General features: G+C 62.6%; 16 protein-coding genes, 1 tRNA gene and 1 pseudogene. 16 read left to right on the top strand and 2 right to left on the bottom strand.

Features of this window, described 5'->3' with window-relative positions; all coding sequences use genetic code 11:
- The 9 genes and pseudogenes from H3T89_RS03845 (at nt 1) to H3T89_RS03805 (ending at nt 7689) form a co-directional block, all read left to right on the top strand.
- Nucleotides 1-951 carry a F0F1 ATP synthase subunit gamma gene (locus H3T89_RS03845; protein WP_015022482.1) on the top strand — a complete coding sequence of 317 codons (951 nt, stop codon included), beginning with the start codon at nt 1-3 and terminating at the stop codon, nt 949-951.
- A gap of 8 nt (nt 952-959) precedes the next feature.
- A complete protein-coding gene (gene atpD / locus H3T89_RS03840; RefSeq protein ID WP_015022481.1) occupies nt 960-2444 on the top strand; it encodes a F0F1 ATP synthase subunit beta in 1485 nt (494 codons plus the stop codon).
- Between the two features lie 2 nt (nt 2445-2446).
- Complete coding sequence (locus H3T89_RS03835) at nt 2447-2743, top strand: F0F1 ATP synthase subunit epsilon (protein ID WP_198216287.1); 297 nt, start codon at nt 2447-2449, stop codon at nt 2741-2743.
- Between the two features lie 89 nt (nt 2744-2832).
- Complete coding sequence (gene nucS, locus H3T89_RS03830) at nt 2833-3636, top strand: endonuclease NucS (protein ID WP_015022479.1); 804 nt, start codon at nt 2833-2835, stop codon at nt 3634-3636.
- Nucleotides 3637-3862: 226 nt separating this feature from the next.
- Nucleotides 3863-4105, top strand: coding sequence for a glutaredoxin-like protein NrdH (nrdH, locus tag H3T89_RS03825; protein ID WP_015022478.1), 243 nt, complete (start codon nt 3863-3865; stop codon nt 4103-4105).
- A 406-nt stretch (nt 4106-4511) separates the two neighbouring features.
- A complete protein-coding gene (locus tag H3T89_RS03820; protein WP_198216286.1) occupies nt 4512-5165 on the top strand; it encodes an amino acid ABC transporter permease in 654 nt (217 codons plus the stop codon).
- Nucleotides 5152-5823 (top strand): annotated as a pseudogene (locus H3T89_RS03815) (amino acid ABC transporter permease); the annotation flags it as partial. The gene H3T89_RS03820 and the pseudogene H3T89_RS03815, both read left to right, overlap by 14 nt.
- Complete coding sequence (locus H3T89_RS03810; RefSeq protein ID WP_232348438.1) at nt 5819-6694, top strand: amino acid ABC transporter ATP-binding protein; 876 nt, start codon at nt 5819-5821, stop codon at nt 6692-6694. The pseudogene H3T89_RS03815 and the gene H3T89_RS03810, both read left to right, overlap by 5 nt.
- Before the next feature lie 98 nt (nt 6695-6792).
- Nucleotides 6793-7689 (top strand): cysteine ABC transporter substrate-binding protein, encoded by an 897-nt coding sequence (locus tag H3T89_RS03805; RefSeq protein WP_415873467.1) that lies wholly within the window; start codon nt 6793-6795, stop codon nt 7687-7689.
- A gap of 93 nt (nt 7690-7782) precedes the next feature.
- Here H3T89_RS03805 and H3T89_RS03800 read toward each other — a convergent pair whose 3' ends face one another.
- Entirely contained in the window at nt 7783-8718 is a 936-nt protein-coding gene (locus H3T89_RS03800) for an FKBP-type peptidyl-prolyl cis-trans isomerase (protein ID WP_198216283.1), read from the bottom strand.
- A gap of 112 nt (nt 8719-8830) precedes the next feature.
- On the opposite strand from H3T89_RS03800, the gene H3T89_RS03795 reads away from it, so the two are divergent.
- The 3 genes from H3T89_RS03795 to H3T89_RS03785 all read left to right on the top strand — a co-directional run bounded on the left by H3T89_RS03795 (nt 8831) and on the right by H3T89_RS03785 (nt 11970).
- Nucleotides 8831-9859: a hypothetical protein gene (locus H3T89_RS03795; protein WP_198203239.1), complete on the top strand. Its 1029-nt coding sequence runs from the start codon at nt 8831-8833 to the stop codon at nt 9857-9859.
- A gap of 2 nt (nt 9860-9861) precedes the next feature.
- The gene (locus tag H3T89_RS03790; RefSeq protein WP_110417678.1) at nt 9862-10887 is read left to right on the top strand and encodes a hypothetical protein; all 1026 of its coding nucleotides are present in this window, start codon (nt 9862-9864) and stop codon (nt 10885-10887) included.
- A gap of 117 nt (nt 10888-11004) precedes the next feature.
- A complete protein-coding gene (locus tag H3T89_RS03785; RefSeq protein WP_110417677.1) occupies nt 11005-11970 on the top strand; it encodes a co-chaperone YbbN in 966 nt (321 codons plus the stop codon).
- A gap of 37 nt (nt 11971-12007) precedes the next feature.
- On the opposite strand, the gene H3T89_RS03780 is transcribed toward H3T89_RS03785, so the two are convergent.
- Nucleotides 12008-12637, bottom strand: a complete 630-nt coding sequence (locus H3T89_RS03780; protein WP_033510829.1) for a hypothetical protein — start codon at nt 12635-12637, stop codon at nt 12008-12010.
- Nucleotides 12638-13002: 365 nt separating this feature from the next.
- Here H3T89_RS03780 and H3T89_RS03775 point away from each other — a divergent pair.
- The 4 genes from H3T89_RS03775 (at nt 13003) to argS (ending at nt 17408) form a co-directional block, all read left to right on the top strand.
- Nucleotides 13003-13078 (top strand) — tRNA-Arg (locus tag H3T89_RS03775).
- Nucleotides 13079-13359: 281 nt separating this feature from the next.
- The gene (gene spxB, locus H3T89_RS03770) at nt 13360-15114 is read left to right on the top strand and encodes a pyruvate oxidase (protein WP_198203240.1); all 1755 of its coding nucleotides are present in this window, start codon (nt 13360-13362) and stop codon (nt 15112-15114) included.
- Between the two features lie 103 nt (nt 15115-15217).
- Entirely contained in the window at nt 15218-15607 is a 390-nt protein-coding gene (locus H3T89_RS03765) for a Rid family detoxifying hydrolase (protein ID WP_015022467.1), read from the top strand.
- Between the two features lie 43 nt (nt 15608-15650).
- Nucleotides 15651-17408, top strand: a complete 1758-nt coding sequence (gene argS, locus H3T89_RS03760; RefSeq protein ID WP_198216282.1) for an arginine--tRNA ligase — start codon at nt 15651-15653, stop codon at nt 17406-17408.
- Nucleotides 17409-17421: the final 13 nt, after the last annotated feature.

Below are 17421 nucleotides of genomic sequence, written 5' to 3'. Positions count from 1 at the left end.
ATGGCCTCACAACTCGCATTCAAGTCAAGGATCGCCTCCACTTCGGCACTGGAGAAGATCTTCAATGCCCAGGAGATGATAGCCTCCTCGCATATCGCCAAGGCCAGGACCGTGGCCCAGGAAGCGAAGCCTTACTCCGATGCGATCTTCGATGCAGTCCAGGCCCTGGTGGCCCACACGGACGACATCCGGCACCCTATTGTCAGGAAGGACGAGAAGAACCCGCGCGTGGCTGTGCTGGCGCTTACAGCCGACCGCGGCATGGCAGGGGCCTATACCTCCTCGGTCATCCGCGAGACGGAATCTCTGCTGGCCCGCCTGGACCAGCAGGGCCGACAGCCACAGCTCTTCGTCTACGGTCGTCGCGGCGTCTCCTACTACCGTTACCGCAACCGCAGCATCGTCAAGACCTGGGAGGGCGACAGCGATCGGCCCGGTGTGGATGTGGCCAGGGAGATTTCCCAGGCGCTGCTGGAAACCTATATGACTCCAGCAGCCAGGGGGGGCGTCTCCGAGCTTTACATCGTCTTCACTGAATTCATCAACATGGTGGTGCAGAAGGTTCGGGTGCTGCGCATGCTGCCCCTGGAGCTGATCAGGCCTGACCAGGAGAAGCCTGAGGAGGCCATTGATGCCCCTGTGCCGGAGGATGAGCATGGACCTAAGGGCGACCGCTATACGGCCCTCTATGACTTCGAGCCCAGCTCCCAGGAGGTGCTGGATGCCGTCCTGCCCAAGTACATTCAGTCGCGCATCCATGAATGCCTGCTCACTTCGGCGGCCTCGGAGACCGCCAGCAGGCAGAACGCCATGCATACCGCCACCGATAACGCCAAGGGGCTGATCGACGACCTGACCCGTAGGCTCAATGCCACCCGTCAGGCGGCCATCACGCAGGAACTTACCGAGATCGTCGGCAGCGCCGATGCGCTCAACAAAGAGGAAGAGTAGGAACGCCAATGGTTGCACAGCAAGAACAGCCGACCACAGCGAGCCGCAAGCCGGATTCGGTCTCCAAGGGGCGCGTCACCCGAGTCCAGGGTTCGGTCATCGATGTGGAGTTCCCGGCAGGCCATCTGCCGGACATCTACAATGCCCTGACCGTAAATCTGAGCAAGTCTTCGGACACCGAGGGCGAATCGCTGACCACCATCATGCTGGAGGTGGAGCAGCACTTGGGCGATTCCACGGTCCGTACCGTGGCTCTGAAGCCCACCGACGGCCTGGTTCGAGGCGCCACTGTCACCGATACAGGCGGGCCCATCATGGTGCCCGTGGGTGACGTGACCAAGGGCCACGTCTTCGACGTGGCCGGCAACATCCTCAACAAGAAGGAGGGTGAGCAGATCAAGGTCACCGAGCGGTGGCCCATCCATCGCAACCCGCCCGCCTTCGACCAACTGGAGTCCAAGACCCAGATGTTCGAAACCGGCATCAAGGTCATCGACCTGCTGACCCCCTATGTGGAGGGTGGCAAGATCGGCCTGTTCGGCGGCGCAGGCGTGGGCAAGACCGTGCTCATCCAGGAGATGATCCAGCGCGTGGCGCAGAACCACGGCGGTGTCTCCGTCTTCGCTGGTGTGGGCGAGCGCACCCGTGAGGGCAACGACCTGATCGGCGAGATGGACGAGGCCGGCGTGCTGGAGAAGACCGCACTGGTCTTCGGCCAGATGGACGAGCCCCCGGGGACCCGTCTGCGCGTGCCTCTGACCGCCTTGACCATGTCGGAGTATTTCCGCGACGTGGAGAACCAGGATGTGTTGCTCTTCATCGACAACATCTTCCGGTTCACCCAGGCCGGCTCAGAGGTCTCGACCCTGCTGGGCCGCATGCCCTCAGCCGTGGGCTACCAGCCCAACCTGGCCGACGAGATGGGCGCCCTGCAGGAGAGGATCACCTCCACAAGGGGCCACTCCATCACCTCCCTGCAGGCCATCTACGTGCCGGCCGATGATTACACCGACCCGGCTCCTGCGACCACCTTCGCCCACTTGGACGCCACCACCGAGCTCAGCCGTGACATCGCCTCCCAGGGCATCTACCCGGCTGTGGATCCGCTGGCGTCCACCTCCAGGATTCTGGACCCACGCTACGTGGGACAGGCCCACTACGACTGCGCCAACAGGGTCAAGGCCATCCTGCAGAGGAACAAGGAGCTCCAGGACATCATCGCTCTGATCGGCATCGACGAGCTGGGCGAGGAGGACAAGACCACCGTCAACCGCGCCCGCAAGATCGAGCAGTTCCTGGGCCAGAACTTCTATGTGGCCGAAAAGTTCACCGGTCGCAAGGGCTCCTACGTGCCTGCGGACGAGACCATCGAGGCCTTCACCCGCATCTGCGACGGCGCCTATGACGACGTGCCCGAGCAGGCTTTCTCCGGCATCGGCGGCATCGACGATCTTGAGCACAAGTGGCATGACATGCAGAAGGAATACCGGTAGTCATGGCGGACACAGGCAAGGCCTCCATGCAGGTCAACATCGTCTCGGCGGACAGGCCGATCTGGTCGGGCCGGGCGCGGTCGGTCACCGTGCCCGGCACCCAGGGGTCCATGGGCATCATGCCCGACCACGAGCCGGTGCTGGCCCTGCTGCAGGAGGGCAACATCCGGGTTCAGGCCACCGATGGCGGTCGTCAGTCCTTCCATGTGGATAGCGGATTCGCCTCTTTCGACAGCAATAAGCTGACCGTGGCCGTGGACCACTACCTGGAGGATGCCGATCAGGGACAGCAGTCCTGACTTCCTTTCCTCTTCCGCCCGGCTGGCGCACTCGCATCGGCCGGGCTTTTTCTTTCTCGGCCGGAACGGCGACTGATATATTGGCACCTGTGCGAATCATTGTTGCCGACTGCTCCGCCGAATACTCCGGGCGTCTCAATGCCAGCCTGCCGCCGGCCAGGCGCGTTCTGCTGATCAAGGCCGACATGAGCTGTCTGATCTTTTCGGAACTGGGCTCATACAAACCCCTGAACTGGATGTGCGCCCCCTGCACCATCAGGGAGATCGAACCCGAGGAGACAAGCGAGGACGTCTTGGGTGTCAAGGCTGATTCAGTGGCCGGAACGGGGCCGGACGAGGTAGCCGAAGCTGCCGCGCCCGATGCGCTGATCGCCCAGGAGCAGGATCAGGACCAGGCTCGGCCTGTCCGTAAGGTTCTGCGTGTTTCGGCCGTGAAATCCAGCGACGTGCTGACCATCAGGCTTTACCGGGTCTATGCCGACGACAGCTATGACCTTGGCGTGGACCCCGGATTGGTCAAGGACGGTGTGGAAGCACACCTGCAGCGCTATCTGGCCGAACAGATCGACCGGATCGGCCCAGGAGCCACCCTGGTTCGCCGGGAGTATCCCACGCCCATCGGCCCGGTGGACATCATGGCCGTGGACGGCCAGGGACGGCATGTAGCCATCGAGATTAAGCGGCATGGCGGCATTGACGGGGTGGAACAGCTGACCCGCTACTGCCGCCTGCTCAACCGCGACCCCCTGCTGGCCCCGGTCCGCGGGATCTTCGCGGCCCAGACCATCACCCCCCAGGCCAGGGTTCTTGCCGAGGACAGGGGATTCGAGTGCCTGATCCTGGACTACGAGGCCATGAAGGGCGCTGACAGCGACGAACTGACCCTCTTCTAAGCCGGTTTTCGGTCTTAAACAACATGTATGTAAGATAGCTCACATATATCCTCTCTTAGGCCTGAAAGACTTGAAAGACTACTAGATATTGGGGTTGGTGGCCTGACACGCCACTACAGGTGGTATTGTGCCAGCGCCTGGGAGTGTGTAGAGTGCAATCATCAGGTTCCGAGCAGAGGGCTATAGAGCTCGGAACATCACGGCTGCATTTAAGGGAGAGGCGATCATGTCCATCACGGTCTACACCAAGGCGCACTGTCCCCAGTGTGATGCCACCAAGCGTCAGCTGACCAAGCAGGGGCTGGAGTTCGAGCAGGTGGATTTGACCGAGGATCAGACCTTGATCGACCAGTTCATCGCCCAGGGATTCAAGCAGACCCCAATCGTAGTCACTGACCAGGAGACGTGGAGCGGGTATCGCCCCGATCTGATCAGGAAGGTAGCACAGAGCGCCAAGGTTTTTGCCTGATCAAAGCACTCGGAGCCCGGTTCACGAATATGTGAATCGGGCTTTTTTGATGACTTGGTGAGCAGTCGGGTTCATAAAAACCCGGTGCGCGCCTACAAGTTTTCGGCAGGTACGATCTGCAGGTGTCGGTCAGCCTTTGCCGACCTGGGCCATCTCGTTCGTACCGTCCAGTTGCTGTATGAATTGCCGGCAGCCCGGATGGCTTCAGCATGATTGCGAATCGCCGTCCAGGTTGCTGTGATAGCGGATGATAACGCGGTATCCGGTATTCGTATATCCAAAAGCAGAGAAAAGCGGCTCGTCTTCTCTAGGATTGTCGACCATGTGCCACAGTCAGCGGTAAGCGGGCGAGAAGCAGTGAAGAGGAAACGATGAACAGGACGCGAGCAAGTAGGGAGGTGAGGGCATGAATTGGACCTTCATGGCGCAGAATCTGCACTTCTTCGTCAACGCGGCCTATGTAACTGTCTTCATCTCCTTCTTTGGCGTGGTGTTTTCCATGCTGATCGGGCTGGTCTGTGCCGGGCTGGAGGTCTTCAGGATCCCCCTGCTCTCGCAGGCGGCCAGGATATACATCGAGCTGTCAAGAAACACCCCGCTCCTGGTTCAGCTCTACTTTCTCTATTTCGGGTTGCCCAAGCTTGGGGTCAACTGGAGCGCCCAGACCTGCGCCATCGTCGGGCTGGCCTTCCTGGGTGGCTCCTACATGGCCGAGGCCATGCGTGGCGGGCTGGAAGCGGTGCCTCAGGTGCAGATCGAGTCAGCCCGCGTCCTGGGATTCACGCGAGCTCAGACCCTGTCCAGGATCGTGTTGCCCCAGGCCCTGAGCAGCGCCATACCGGGCGTGGTGGCCAACATCATCTTCCTTATCAAGGAATCCTCGGTGGTCTCGGCCATAGCTCTGGCCGATGTCATGTATGTCACCAAGGATCTGATGGGCACCTCCTACGACACCTACGAGTCGCTGACCCTGCTCATCGTCACCTATCTGGTCATCCTGCTGCCCATCTCCGTCATCGGCACCGTTCTTGAACGGAGGTTCGACTATGCACGGCGTTGAGGTGCTCTTCCAGCCAGGCGTCATGCCCAGGCTCTTCCAGGGTCTCTGGGTGACCGTCTGGATAGCCGGCGTCTCGGTCCTGCTCTCCCTGCCCCTGGGGTTGGTGGTCGGATGGCTGATGACCCTGCGTAACCCCCTGATTCGCTTCCTGATGAGGATCTATCTGGACTTCATCCGCATCATGCCCCAGCTGGCTCTGCTCTTCATCGCCTTCTACGGGCTGTCCAGGGCATGGAACCTGAATCTGGATGCCACCGGCGCCTGCCTGCTGGTCTTTGTGCTCTGGGGCGGGGCCGAGCTGGGCGATCTGGTTCGCGGGGCCCTGGAGTCCATCCCCCGCACCCAGGTGGAGTCGGCCTACGTGCTGGGACTGGGGTCCTGGCAGACCTTCTCCAGGATCATCCTTCCCCAGGCCCTGCGCCGGCTGTTGCCGGCAAGCGTCAACCTGGCCACCAGGATTGTCAAGACCACCTCCCTGGCCGCCCTGCTGGGCGTCATCGAGGTCATCAAGGTCGGTCAGCAGATCATCGACGCCAACCGTTTCGCCTATCCCCAGGCGACCCTCTGGATCTACGGGGTGATCTTCTTCATGTATTTCTTCATCTGCTGGCCCCTGTCCCTGGTGGCCCGGCATCTGGAAAAGAGGTGGGCCCATGACTGCGGGGCAAACGACGGCGAACCAGCCACAGGACAAAGAGGAGGAGCGGGCGGTGCTGACCGTCGAGCATCTGGTCAAGCAGTATCCGCAGGCGCAGAGCCCTGTGCTCAATGACATCTCCTTCCAGGTGCCCAAGGGCAAGGTCTTTGTGGTCCTGGGACCCTCTGGCTCAGGCAAGTCCACCCTGCTGCGGACCATTGCCGGGCTGGAGCCCATACAGGGCGGCCGGATCCTTCTGGACGGTCAAGTGGTGGAGACCGGTCACCCCCTGGGCAAGCACAGGGGAGGTGCTGGAGGCCTGATGTCGGGCAGCCGCAGCTCCGACCTGCGTACCAGGATCGGTATGGTCTTTCAGAGCTACGACCTCTTCCCCAACAGGACCGTGCTGGACAACGTGACCCTGGCACCCGTCCTGGTCCAGAAGCGCAAGCGGGACCAGGCACGTCAGGAGGCACTGGAGCTGCTGGATCGGGTGGGTCTGGCCGACCGCCGGGATGCCTGGCCCAGCCAGCTTTCGGGAGGTCAGCGGCAAAGGGTGGCCATCTGCCGGGCCCTCATCCTCCACCCCGAGATCATGCTCTTCGACGAGGTGACCGCGGCTCTGGACCCTGAGATGGTACGCGAGGTCCTCCAGGTCATTCTGGAGTTGGCCGACCAGGGGCTGACCATGATGATCGTCACCCACGAGATGGCCTTCGCCAGGGGCATCGCCGACCACATCGTCCTTCTTGATGGAGGCGCCTTGGTCGAGCAGTCCGACGACCCGGAGGCCTTCTTCACCCACCCGGCCACTGACCGGGCGCAGCGCTTCCTGTCCACCTTCACCTACGAGCGCAGGCGGGATCAGGACCAGGATCAGGAGCCCCAATGAGGACTGCGCATATTCGTCCGGCGGCCTTCGCCGGAACCGTCCCCAGGGGCGGCCATAGGAAAGAGAACAGGAAAAGAGGGATCATGACCGCAAGGGTAATGAACCGATTGATACGGACGGCGCTGGCCACGGGGGCGACGATTGCGATGATGGCTTCCATGGCGGCCTGCGGCCCTTCGGCGGCCACCCCCAGTGACGCTGGAAGCGGCTCGGCAAGCAGTTCCGGCTCTTCGGCGGCATCCGGGTCCGCGCGCACCCCGGAGCAGATCACCAAGTCCGGCAAGCTCAAGGTGGCGGTCTTCACCGACAAGGCTCCCTTCGGCTACGTGGACAAGGACGGCAAGAACCAGGGCTACGACGTGGTCCTGGCCGAGCGCCTGGCCAAGGACCTGGGCGTCAAGCCCGAATACACATCGGTGGATCCGGCCGCCCGGGTGGACGTGCTGTCCAGCAACAAGGTGGACGTGGTTCTGGCCAATTTCACCGTCACCGATGATCGCGCTCGCAAGGTGGACTTCGCCAAGCCCTATATGAAGGTCTTCCTGGGCGTGGTCTCCCCGGATTCGGCGCCGATCAAAGATGTCAAGGAGCTGAACGGCAAGACCCTGATCATCGCCAAGGGGACCACGGCTGAGCCCTACTTCGAGCAGCACTACCCGGAAGTCAAGCTGCAGAAGTATGACCAGTACGCCGATGCCTACAACGCTCTGCTGGACCACCGCGGCGATGCCATGAGCACCGACAACACCGAGGTGCTGGCATGGGCCAAGGCCAACAAGGGCTTCTCGGTGGGCATCACCAAGCTTGGGGACGAGGCGGTCATCGCCCCGGCCGTGCGCAAGGGGAACAAGCCCCTGCTGGACTACATCAACAAGGAGCTGGTCAAGCTGGGCCAGGAGCGGTTCTTCCATGAGGACTACCGCAAGACCCTGGAGCCGGTCTACGGCAGCGCGGCCAACCCCGACGAGATTGTGGTCGAGGGCGGCAAGGACTGACCCGACCGTCTGGTTTATGACAGGGGCCCGTACCCATCCGAATGCGACTGGTGGATACAGGCCCCTGTCTGTCTGAGTTGTGGGATTGCCGGATCAGTAGGCGGCCAGGATATCGACCACGAAAATCAGGGTCGAATTGGCTGGGATGCTCTGCTGTTTCTGGCTGCCGTAGCCCAGCTCGGGCGGAATGACCAGAAGGACCTGAGAGCCTACCGTCTGGCCGGCCAGACCCTGCTGCCAGCCCTTGACCACCTGATCCAGGCTGAAGTCGCTGGCCTGCCCCCGGTCCCAGGAGGAGTCGAACTGCTTGCCGTCGGATGCCAGCCAGCCGGTGTAGTTGGCGCTGACGCTCTGATGCTCGCCGACCTTGGCCCCCTCGCCCTTGATCAGGGTCTGGACGACCAGTCCTCCCTTGGGCTGGTAGCCGTTGAGGTCCAGGGAGGGCTTGCCCTTGTCGTCAAGGCTTATCTTGGGCAGGTCGCTGGGCAGGTCGGTCACCTTCTGACCCTGGGCACGGGTCAGGTTCTTGGACCGGGAGACAAAGGTCAGAGCCATGATATAGGAGTCGGTCGCCTGGCTGCTGCCGGTGCCCGACTCATCTATGCCCACGGCCACGGTGGAGTTGACCTTGAGGCCCTTGAAGGTGTCATAGTAGGCCGGGATGGCTTTCTTGCTGACGACGATGGAGCACTCCGGGCTGCTTTTGTCCCAGGTGGAGTTGATCACCTTGCCGGTCTTGGCGTCCAGGGCCAGGCTCCTTGTGCATACGCGATCCCCATCGCGGATGACCTCGCCATTGCCCTCCTGGATGACCTGATGGGTCTGGTTCTCGACCTTAAAAGGAGTCTTGAAGCTGATGTCGGGCTTGCTGCCGGGTTTGCCACTGGCTGATACGCCCTGCATGGTGTCGCCCGAGTGCCCGCCTCCGTCGGCTTTACCGCTACAGGCCGACAGTCCAAGACATAGAGTCAGAGCGGTTATGGCGCCCAACAGACGCTGGCTGCCTGATTTTCTTGCGATGATGGTCATGGAAGACCAGTTTAGGGCTTATGGGTGATTTCCCGGTGCTGGAAACCATCTCATAGGGTGCCGACGGTAGAATGTCGATAATATGGAGCAAGTACCCGAGGAAAAAGATGAGATGACGCGGCCTGACAAGCCATCGCGTCACAGCATGATCATGCGCGGCATCGTCACCCCCATCTTCGGGCTGCTGGCTGTAACGGCCATTGTGCTGGGTATTCTCAACGGCACGGTCTGGAAGCCTTCGGCTCATGTTGATGCGCATGCGCGTACGAAGGCAGCCTACGTAGTGACCGATCCAGGTGTGCTTCCCCTGGTGGACAACAGAGTGACCATGCGTGTGGATGCGGCGTCGACTGGAACCGCCGCGTCCGCAGATCGGAATTCGCAGAAGCCTACCGTCTGTATGGCCCTGACCACTGCCAAGGATGCGGCTGGTTGGACGGCCGGACATGATGTGGCCCGGGTGCGCGGTCTGGATGATTGGCAGACCCTGTCCGTCGGCAGGGACACCAGCCCTGGCAAGGCCGTCAAAAGTGATCCGGGCGTGGCTTTTCAGGATTCGGACATGTGGAAGCAGGTCACCTGCTCCGACAGCAGCGTTTCCATGTCCCTGAAGACCGATGATCCGCAGGCAGTTCTGCTGGTCGCAGTTTCCCAGGGTTCCCCCTCCCTTGGGCTGGAGATGCTTTGGGAGCGGGACAAGCTGCCCAACTTCGCCATGCCTTTCTACTTCGCCGGCGGGCTTCTGGCCCTGCTGGCCGTTCTTTCAGCCACGGTCTTCGCCATGGATCCGGTCAAGCGCCGCAAACAAATCGAACCTGAACAGGAGACTGAGGAGCCTCCTGAGGTCAGTGTGATCCAGGCCCTGGGAAGCGCCATTCTGCCTGGTCTCGGAAATCGGCATAGTCCGGCTTCAGGGCGACGTCTTCGTCACGCTCGTGGCCAGGCGCGGCAGGGGGATCCAGGACCCCCGCCCAGGCCGCCGGTGGTGATTGATCCGCGCAACCGGAATCTGGTCGCTGACCAACAGGAGGGCGGCGACCGGAGAGCCGACGATGAGTCGTCCACCAGGGTCATCAGCAGTCAGGAGATGGCCTCCTACCTGGCCAGGCTTGCCCACGAGGGGGAGGAGGAGCGCCCATGAGTATGAACAAGCCGATGAACAGGGTAGGGGTTGCAGCGGCACTGGCCTTGTCCCTGGTCCTTTTGCCGGGGCTGTCCGCCTGCGAAGGGCAGGTTCCGCAAACCAGCCGGACCGAACCTCAGAGCACTGCAACCACAGCTCCCGCGCCCAACCTGACCCCGGCCCAGGAGGCCCGTATCCGTAAGAACATCGGGGCTGTTCTGGATCAGGCCAACGAGGCCAAAGACCCGGCCGGGTTGGACCAGCGGGTCAGCGGCCCCCAGTTGGAGATCCGCACCAGCGAGCTGACCATAGCCCGGGCCACCGGGCAGTTGGATCCCAAGACGACCATCCCCACCACCATCGCCCAGACGGTCATCCCCGGCGATCCGGGCTGGCCACGTTCGGTTTTCTCGATTACCACCACCACGCAGGATCAGCAGTCCAAGCGCCTCCTGGTTCTGGATCAGGAGTCCGCCCATGAGAACTATAAGCTCTGGGGTGTGGCACGGCTCTTCCAAGGAGCCCAGCTGCCCAAGTTCCCGGTGGCCACCATCGGTGCCAGGATGGGGCAGGGCGACGATCAGGGTCTCAAGGCCACGCCGGTGGAGGCCGTGCGCCGCTATGCCGACCTCCTGCAGAATCCCCAGGGCAGCAAATATGCCAAGGAGTTCGCCCAGGATGACTTCCGCAACTCCCTGGGTACGCTGACTCAGGTGGTCCAGCAGGGGATTCAAGCCAACAAGGGTAGCCAGTCGCAGACCTTCACGCCGGCGCAGGGACAGCTGCGGGTCATGCACTCCTCCGATGGAGGCGACCTGGTCGTGGCCCGGATCGATTCGGTTTGGATCAGGCAGGCGGGTGAGGGCCGCGAGTCCTCGCCCGCATCGGATGCCGAGAAGGCCCTCTTTGGACAGGGCAAGCCCACCAGCACCATGAAGGTCACCTATGTCAACGTGATCGCCCTCTACGTGCCCTCGGCGGACTCGCATGAGCCCATTAGGGCCGTGGGCGCCGAGCGTGAGCCCATCAAGGTGGAAGCGGTCTGAACGGCGGGATTGCGCTAGGTGAAAGCCCGGACTTTAGACTAGATTGGCTTCCAGGAGTTTGCATTCGAGGGCGGACCGAAGCTGCAGTCGGCGGCCGCCAGGTTAAGGAGGACTGACATGGCGAACAAAAACGGGCAGGGGCAGCCGGGCGTCTCGCTGGCAGGAGCAGTCGACCTGGGCGCACTCAAGCACCAGGTTGATGCCGAGCCAGGCCAGCAGGGAGGGGCGCCCGCTGCCGGCGGCTACGTTATCGATACAACCGAGGCCAGTTTCCAGGCCATGGTTCAGACCTCTGCCACCTTCCCCATTCTGATTCTGCTCTGGGTACCCACCGATGACCGCCTCTTCCCCCTGGCCACACGTCTGGCCCAGGCCGTCAACGCCCTGGAGGGGCGCATTCAGCTCTCCCGTATCGACATCGCGACCAATCCGCAGATCGCCCAGACCTTCCAGGTGCAGGATGCCCCGGCCCTCTTTGCCCTGTTGGCCGGCAGGCCCATGCCCATCCTGCAAGGACTGCCCACCGATGAGGAAATGAACCAGATCACCGATCAGCTCATCCCACAGGTGGTCCAGATGGCGCAGAAGGCCGGCATCACCGGCAGCGCCCCCTACCAGGAGACCAACGACCAGGCACAGGACCAGCAGGCTGGTCAGGCAGCGGCCGATGCCATCCCGCCTGCCCATCAAGAGGCCCACCGGCTGGCCCAGGAGGGCGACTATGCAGCTGCAGCCGAGGCTTACGGCAAGCTAGTCCAGGCAGATTCGACCGACGATCTGGCCAAGCGCGAACAGGCCAAGTGCCTGCTGATGGCCCGGTCAGCCCAGGCCGATGTTCGCAAGGTCCGTCAGGCGGCTGCCGATGCCCCTGACGACTTGCAGGCTCAGTTGGATGTGGCCGATGTGGACATGATCGGCGGCCAGATCCAGGACGCCTTCGATCGCCTGCTCGATTTTCTGGCCGGGCACCGGGATCAGACCGATCCCATCCGCCGCCGTCTGCTGGAGTACTTCGTCATTCCTGAACCGACCGATCCTCGGCTGGCCAAGGCCCGTCGTCGTCTGTCCACGCTGATGTACTGATCAGGCTACCGGGTACTGGCATTGGCCGGTAGCCTGATCAGGATTCTCGGTTCCCGTCGAAGTTGGTAAGGAAGCGTGGTCCGCTGGCCTTTAGCTCCCGGTCGAAATCAGCCGCCCAGTTGCCGAAGGGGTGGTCAGCCAGTCCGTCGTTGGAGAACCGCGGGTCGTCGGTGATTTCCGTGGCGCAAAAATCAGGGATGGTCAGGTCGGTCACCGGCCCGGTCCGCTCCACCTCGGCCACCACCAGGGGGGCGTTCCCATCCCCGAAGACATCCAGGTTCCACCAATCCTCATCCAGCCAGACCCCATACCGGTTCTTGACGATGGGAATGCCGCCCCGCAGGATCAGCTCCAGGGCGATTCCCGGATCGATGGCCCGTTCAGCCTCGTAGCGGGTGCCGCCGACGGAGGGCCCCTTGGCCGTCATTGAGGCAGCGTCGAAGTGGTCGCCTTCCTCAAGCAGGGTGTGGAGGGCATCGGTCCGGGCCGTCATGGGCACCACCGGATCCACCTGGCCCTGCAGACGCACACGAAGAGCGAAGTTGTCCTCATGCACGTAGTAGCTCTGCACAATCAGGGTCGGTCGGCTCTCCCCGAGCAGCTCCCGGGGAAGGTCCCGGCAGAAGAATCTGCGCTCGAACTCGAAATCGTCCTCGTCTTCATTCACGCCCATGCATCCCATGGTACGGTAGGCCGGGCGCGGCCACCATCTGCTGTTCATGACCCATTCGGGTTGTCCAGGTATGTGAAGGCCGCTTGTGATGGCTGGGTGAAGGAACTACAGTGGAGTCTATCCCGAGAGAAGATCATCCGGGAATGTTGGCGGCTTCGCGCCACCGCATGAGGATGCAATGGCGCAACCGGGGCGGTGGCACGAAGCCTTGCCATCACGATACCCACGAAACGCCTGAAATCCTGGGGTAACACGCCGATGTCGGCATGAGCTTAACCGACACGTGAAGACGCGCATGGGTGCGAAACTGTGCAAAATGTCCTAGTATGGTCTCTGTTGTCCACTGGAAAGTGGTTGTCGGGTTCGTAGCTCAGCGGATAGAGCGTCTGTCTCCGGAACAGAAGGTCGAGGGTTCGAATCCCTTCGAGCCCACCAGGATACAATCCCTGCAGCAGGGAGAGCGCAGGGATTTTTCTTTAGACGATCTTGTCTGTCACAATGACCGAGATTGCGGCATCTACTGGATGAGGTAAGCGCACTCCTGGCGTCACGATATGTGTGGTGAATCACTAAGCTTTTGAGGAACATGGCCCTCGGCCCGCTTGTGTCTTCGTTTCCAGGTGCCATAGTAAAAGGGTAAGACCGAACGTCGGGGAGGATCGACGCTTCCGCGTTGTGGCGGAGCATCCTTTCCCCGGTGAAGCAAAGGAGTTCACATGGCCAATCGAATCAATGCAGGGGATGCTGTCCTTCACGTCCTGGAGCAGTGGGGGGTGCCGCGCATCTATGGCCTGCCCGGCGGTTCCTTCGACTCTATGATGAACGCCATCCACAATGAGCGCGAGCGCATCGATTTCATCCAGGTTCGTCATGAGGAGGCCGGAGCCCTGGCAGCCGCCGGCGAGGCCAAGCTGACCGGCCGGATCGGTGTCTGCTTCGGATCGTCGGGTCCCGGTGCCGTCCACCTGCTCAACGGCCTCTACGATGCCCGCGAGGACGGCGTGCCGGTGCTGGCCCTGGTGGGTGAGGTGCCCCAGGCCTTTATGAACATGGACTTCTTCCAGGCCATGGACGAGGTGCCTATCTTTACCGATGTGGCCGTATTCGCCCGGGCCGCGACCAACGCCCAAGGTCTGCCGGCCCTGGTGGACGAGGCCATCCGCCGCGCCTATGCCAGCCATGGGGTCTCCGTGGTCATCATCCCCAAGGATCTGGCCTGGGCTGAGATCGACGACCGCCCGGTGGCATCTGCGCCTAACTTCCGCAAGCCGGAGCCGCTGAAGCCTGCGGCCGACCAGGTCAGCAAGGCGGTTGAGATCATTCAGTCCGCCAAGGCGCCGCTGCTCTACTTCGGCCAGGGCGCTGCCGGGGCCCGCGATGAACTGGTCGCCATGTCCGAGCGTTTCAAGATGCCCATGGTTTCCACATTCCCGGCCAAGGGGATCGTGGAGGACACCTATCCTGCCTACCTGCAGTCGGCCGGCCGTGTGGCCACCAAGACCGCCACGGAGGCCATCTACACCTCGGATCTGACGGTCTGGGTGGGTTCGGACAACCCCTTCGGGTCCATGTTCGTCACTCCCAACACCAAGGTCATCCAGATCGACCTGAACCCGGTCAAGCTGGGCAAGCGCTTCCAGGCCAACGTGGTTCTGGCCATCCAGGCCGACGCCCGCGAGGCCCTCAAGGCAATAACCGCCGCCGGCCAGGACCAGGAGGAGTCCGTCTTCTACCGGGCCTGCCTGCGCAGCAAGGAGAACTGGGACCAGTGGCTGGCCTCCTTCAACGAAGACACCCGCACGCCCTTGAGGCCCGAGCCCGTCTACCACATCATCGATCAGCAGCTTGAGGACAATGACATTGTCATCCCCGACGTGGGCAATGTGGACATCGACTTCCTGCGTCTGCTGCATCTGAAGCCCTCCAACCGCTGGACAGTCTCCGGCAAGCACGCCACCATGGGCTACGCCGTGCCGGCCGCCTTGGCCGCCAAGCTGGAGCATCCGGAATCGACCGTCTACTCCCTGAGCGGCGACGGCGGATTCGCCATGCTCGGCGAAGAGGTGCTGGCCCAGCTCAAGTACCATGCACCGGTCATCAACGTGGTCTTCTCCAATCAGTCCTTGGGCTACATCGAGGCCGAGCAGCGCGACGACAGCCATCAGCCCCTGAGCGGAGTGGACCTGCCCGACACCGATTGGGCCAAGGTCGGCGAGGGCATGGGCGCCCTGGGCTTCACCGTGCGCACGGTGGCCGATGCCCGTCATGCCTTCTCAGAGGCCCGCAAGGCCGACAGGTCCTCGGTCATTGACATCAAGCTGACAGGAGCCAGCCCTCTGGATACCCGCTATATGCGGTTCCCGGAGACCTGCTCGGATCCGGACCAGGTCGAGAAATTCGTCAAGACCTACGAGGCCGGCGACCTGCGCTCCCTGGCCTACTGGATGGGTCAGGAGGCTCGCAAGGGCTGAGACTGGTACCGCTTCTGCTGGGCGGGCACTCCTATAGTGGACGGTGTCCGCCCGGGGCTTCGGCCCGACATGGGTGCGGCGGACCTGTAGAAAGGACGGACTCATGGAAGATGGACCGGAAGAGATCGGCACGCCATATGCGCCCCAGGCCTTGGGAGCCTATAGTCAGGCTGTGAAGGCCGGGGGCTTTGTTTTTGTCTCCGGACAGTTGGGCATTGACCCGGACACCGGCGAGCTGGTGGAGGGCACTGCGGCCGACCAGGCCACCCAGGCCCTGAAGAACGTCAAGAACATCCTGGATGCAGCCGGTAGCGGCATGGAAAAGGTGGTCAAGGCCACCATCCTTATGCGGCGGGTGGAGGATTTCACCCAGGTGGACCAGGCCTACTCCCAGGTTTTCATCGGTTCGGTGCGGCCGGCCCGCGTGGCTTTCGGCGGCGCGGACATCCCCAAGGGGGCCCTGGTCGAGATCGAGGTCGTGGCTCTGGCCTGAGACAGGCCGGATACTGGTCCCCGCCGTCGCTAGACTTGAGGGCATGAGTCCTGAAGCACTTGCCCGTATCATCTCTTCGACCGCCGTCCAGATGGCCCAGTCAGGCCGCCTGGGAAGTCTGGAGCCCGACATGGTTCCTGACGCCGACCATCTGGCGGTCATGCGCCCCAAGGACCGCTCCCACGGGGACTGGTCCACCAACATCGCCATGCAGCTGGCCAAGAAGGCTGGCATGAGGCCTGTCGAACTGGGGCAGGCCTTGGCTGAAGACCTGCGAGAGGCAGACGGGATCGCCCAGGTGGATGTGGCCGGGCCTGGCTTCATCAACATAACCTTGGATTCGGCCTCGGCGGCCGCTGTGGTCGATGCGGTCCTGGAGGCGGGATCCGCCTTCGGAAGCAACGATCACCTGAGCGGGCGCACGCTCAATCTGGAATTCGTCTCGGCCAACCCCACGGGTCCCATCCACATCGGCGGCACACGGTGGGCGGCTGTGGGCGATTCCATGGCCCGCGTCCTGGAGGCAAACGGTGCCAAGGTGGTCAGGGAATACTACTTCAACGATCACGGCACGCAGATCGACCGCTTCTCCCGATCGTTGGTGGCGGCGGCCCATGGCGAGCCCGTGCCCGCCGACGGCTACAAGGGCTCCTACATTGATGAGATTGCCTCCCGGGTGGTCAAGGAGGCTGCCGATGAAGGGCAGGACATCCTGGCCATGCCCAGGGTGCGCGACGAGGACGGCGCCGAGGGTGACAGTCCCCAGCGCGAGGCCTTCCGCACTCGGGCTGTGCCCATGATGTTCGCGGAGATCCAGCAGTCCATGCGTGACTTCCGGGTCAACTTCGATGTCTGGTTCCACGAGAATAGCCTATATGAGTCCGGCCAGGTGGACCGGGCCATTGACGAGCTGAGGGCCAAGGGCGACATCTTCGAGAAGGATGGGGCTACCTGGTTCCGCTCCACCACCTACGGCGACGACAAGGACCGGGTGATCATCAAGTCCGACGGCCACGCAGCCTATGTGGCCGCCGACATCGCCTACTACCTGAACAAGCGGCGCAGGCCCAATGATCCCTGCGACGAGGCCATCTACATGCTGGGTGCCGACCATCACGGCTACATCGGCCGGATGATGGCCATCTGCGCGGCCTTCGGGGACACTCCCGGAGTGAACATGCAGATTCTGATCGGCCAGATGGTCAACGTCATCAAGGACGGCCAGGCCGTACGCATGAGCAAGCGGGCAGGCAACGTGGTCACCATCGACGATCTGGTGGATGCCGTGGGCGTGGATGCCGCCCGGTATTCCCTGGCCCGCACCGACTACAACCAGAGTGTTGACATCGACCTGGACCTGCTGGCCTCGCATACCAACGACAACCCCGTCTACTACGTGCAGTACGCGCACGCCCGCTCCAGGAATGTGGATCGAAACGCAGCCCAGGCAGGCATCGACCGGTCCGGCGCCGATCTGTCCCTGTTGGACACTGCCGCCGACAACGAAGTTCTGGGCGTCCTGGCCCTCTATCCCAATGTGGTTCAGACTGCCGGCGATCAGAAGGCCCCCCACCGGGTGGCCCACTACCTGGAACAGCTGGCCGGGGTCTATCACCGCTGGTACAACCTGGAGCGCGTGGTGCCCATGGAGCCGACCGGCCGGACGGATCTGGACCAGGACGAGGACAGGAATCCACAGCCGGCTCGGGCGGCGGCGCGTCTGCGGCTCAATGACGCCGTGCAGCAGGTCATCGCCAACGGTCTGGAGCTGCTGGGCGTCCAGGCCCCGGACCGTATGTAAGCCTGAAGGTCGC

It is taken from the genome of Bifidobacterium sp. W8114 (assembly GCF_016101165.1).
Classification (GTDB): domain Bacteria; phylum Actinomycetota; class Actinomycetes; order Actinomycetales; family Bifidobacteriaceae; genus Bombiscardovia; species Bombiscardovia asteroides.
Note: the sequence above shows the minus strand (reverse complement) of the source record. Positions and strands in the feature narration are given on the sequence as shown.

Bases quoted from the DNA above. Each gene is read 5' to 3' on its own strand.
- H3T89_RS03845 (WP_015022482.1), top strand. From the start codon at position 1: ATGGCCTCACAACTCGCATTCAAGTCAAGGATCGCCTCCACTTCGGCA.
- atpD (WP_015022481.1), top strand. From the start codon at position 960: ATGGTTGCACAGCAAGAACAGCCGACCACAGCGAGCCGCAAGCCGGAT.
- H3T89_RS03835 (WP_198216287.1), top strand. From the start codon at position 2,447: ATGGCGGACACAGGCAAGGCCTCCATGCAGGTCAACATCGTCTCGGCG.
- nrdH (WP_015022478.1), top strand. From the start codon at position 3,863: ATGTCCATCACGGTCTACACCAAGGCGCACTGTCCCCAGTGTGATGCC.
- H3T89_RS03820 (WP_198216286.1), top strand. From the start codon at position 4,512: ATGAATTGGACCTTCATGGCGCAGAATCTGCACTTCTTCGTCAACGCG.
- H3T89_RS03810 (WP_232348438.1), top strand. From the start codon at position 5,819: ATGACTGCGGGGCAAACGACGGCGAACCAGCCACAGGACAAAGAGGAG.
- H3T89_RS03805 (WP_415873467.1), top strand. From the start codon at position 6,793: ATGAACCGATTGATACGGACGGCGCTGGCCACGGGGGCGACGATTGCG.
- H3T89_RS03800 (WP_198216283.1), bottom strand. From the start codon at position 8,718: ATGACCATCATCGCAAGAAAATCAGGCAGCCAGCGTCTGTTGGGCGCC.
- H3T89_RS03795 (WP_198203239.1), top strand. From the start codon at position 8,831: ATGACGCGGCCTGACAAGCCATCGCGTCACAGCATGATCATGCGCGGC.
- H3T89_RS03790 (WP_110417678.1), top strand. From the start codon at position 9,862: ATGAACAAGCCGATGAACAGGGTAGGGGTTGCAGCGGCACTGGCCTTG.
- H3T89_RS03785 (WP_110417677.1), top strand. From the start codon at position 11,005: ATGGCGAACAAAAACGGGCAGGGGCAGCCGGGCGTCTCGCTGGCAGGA.
- spxB (WP_198203240.1), top strand. From the start codon at position 13,360: ATGGCCAATCGAATCAATGCAGGGGATGCTGTCCTTCACGTCCTGGAG.
- H3T89_RS03765 (WP_015022467.1), top strand. From the start codon at position 15,218: ATGGAAGATGGACCGGAAGAGATCGGCACGCCATATGCGCCCCAGGCC.
- argS (WP_198216282.1), top strand. From the start codon at position 15,651: ATGAGTCCTGAAGCACTTGCCCGTATCATCTCTTCGACCGCCGTCCAG.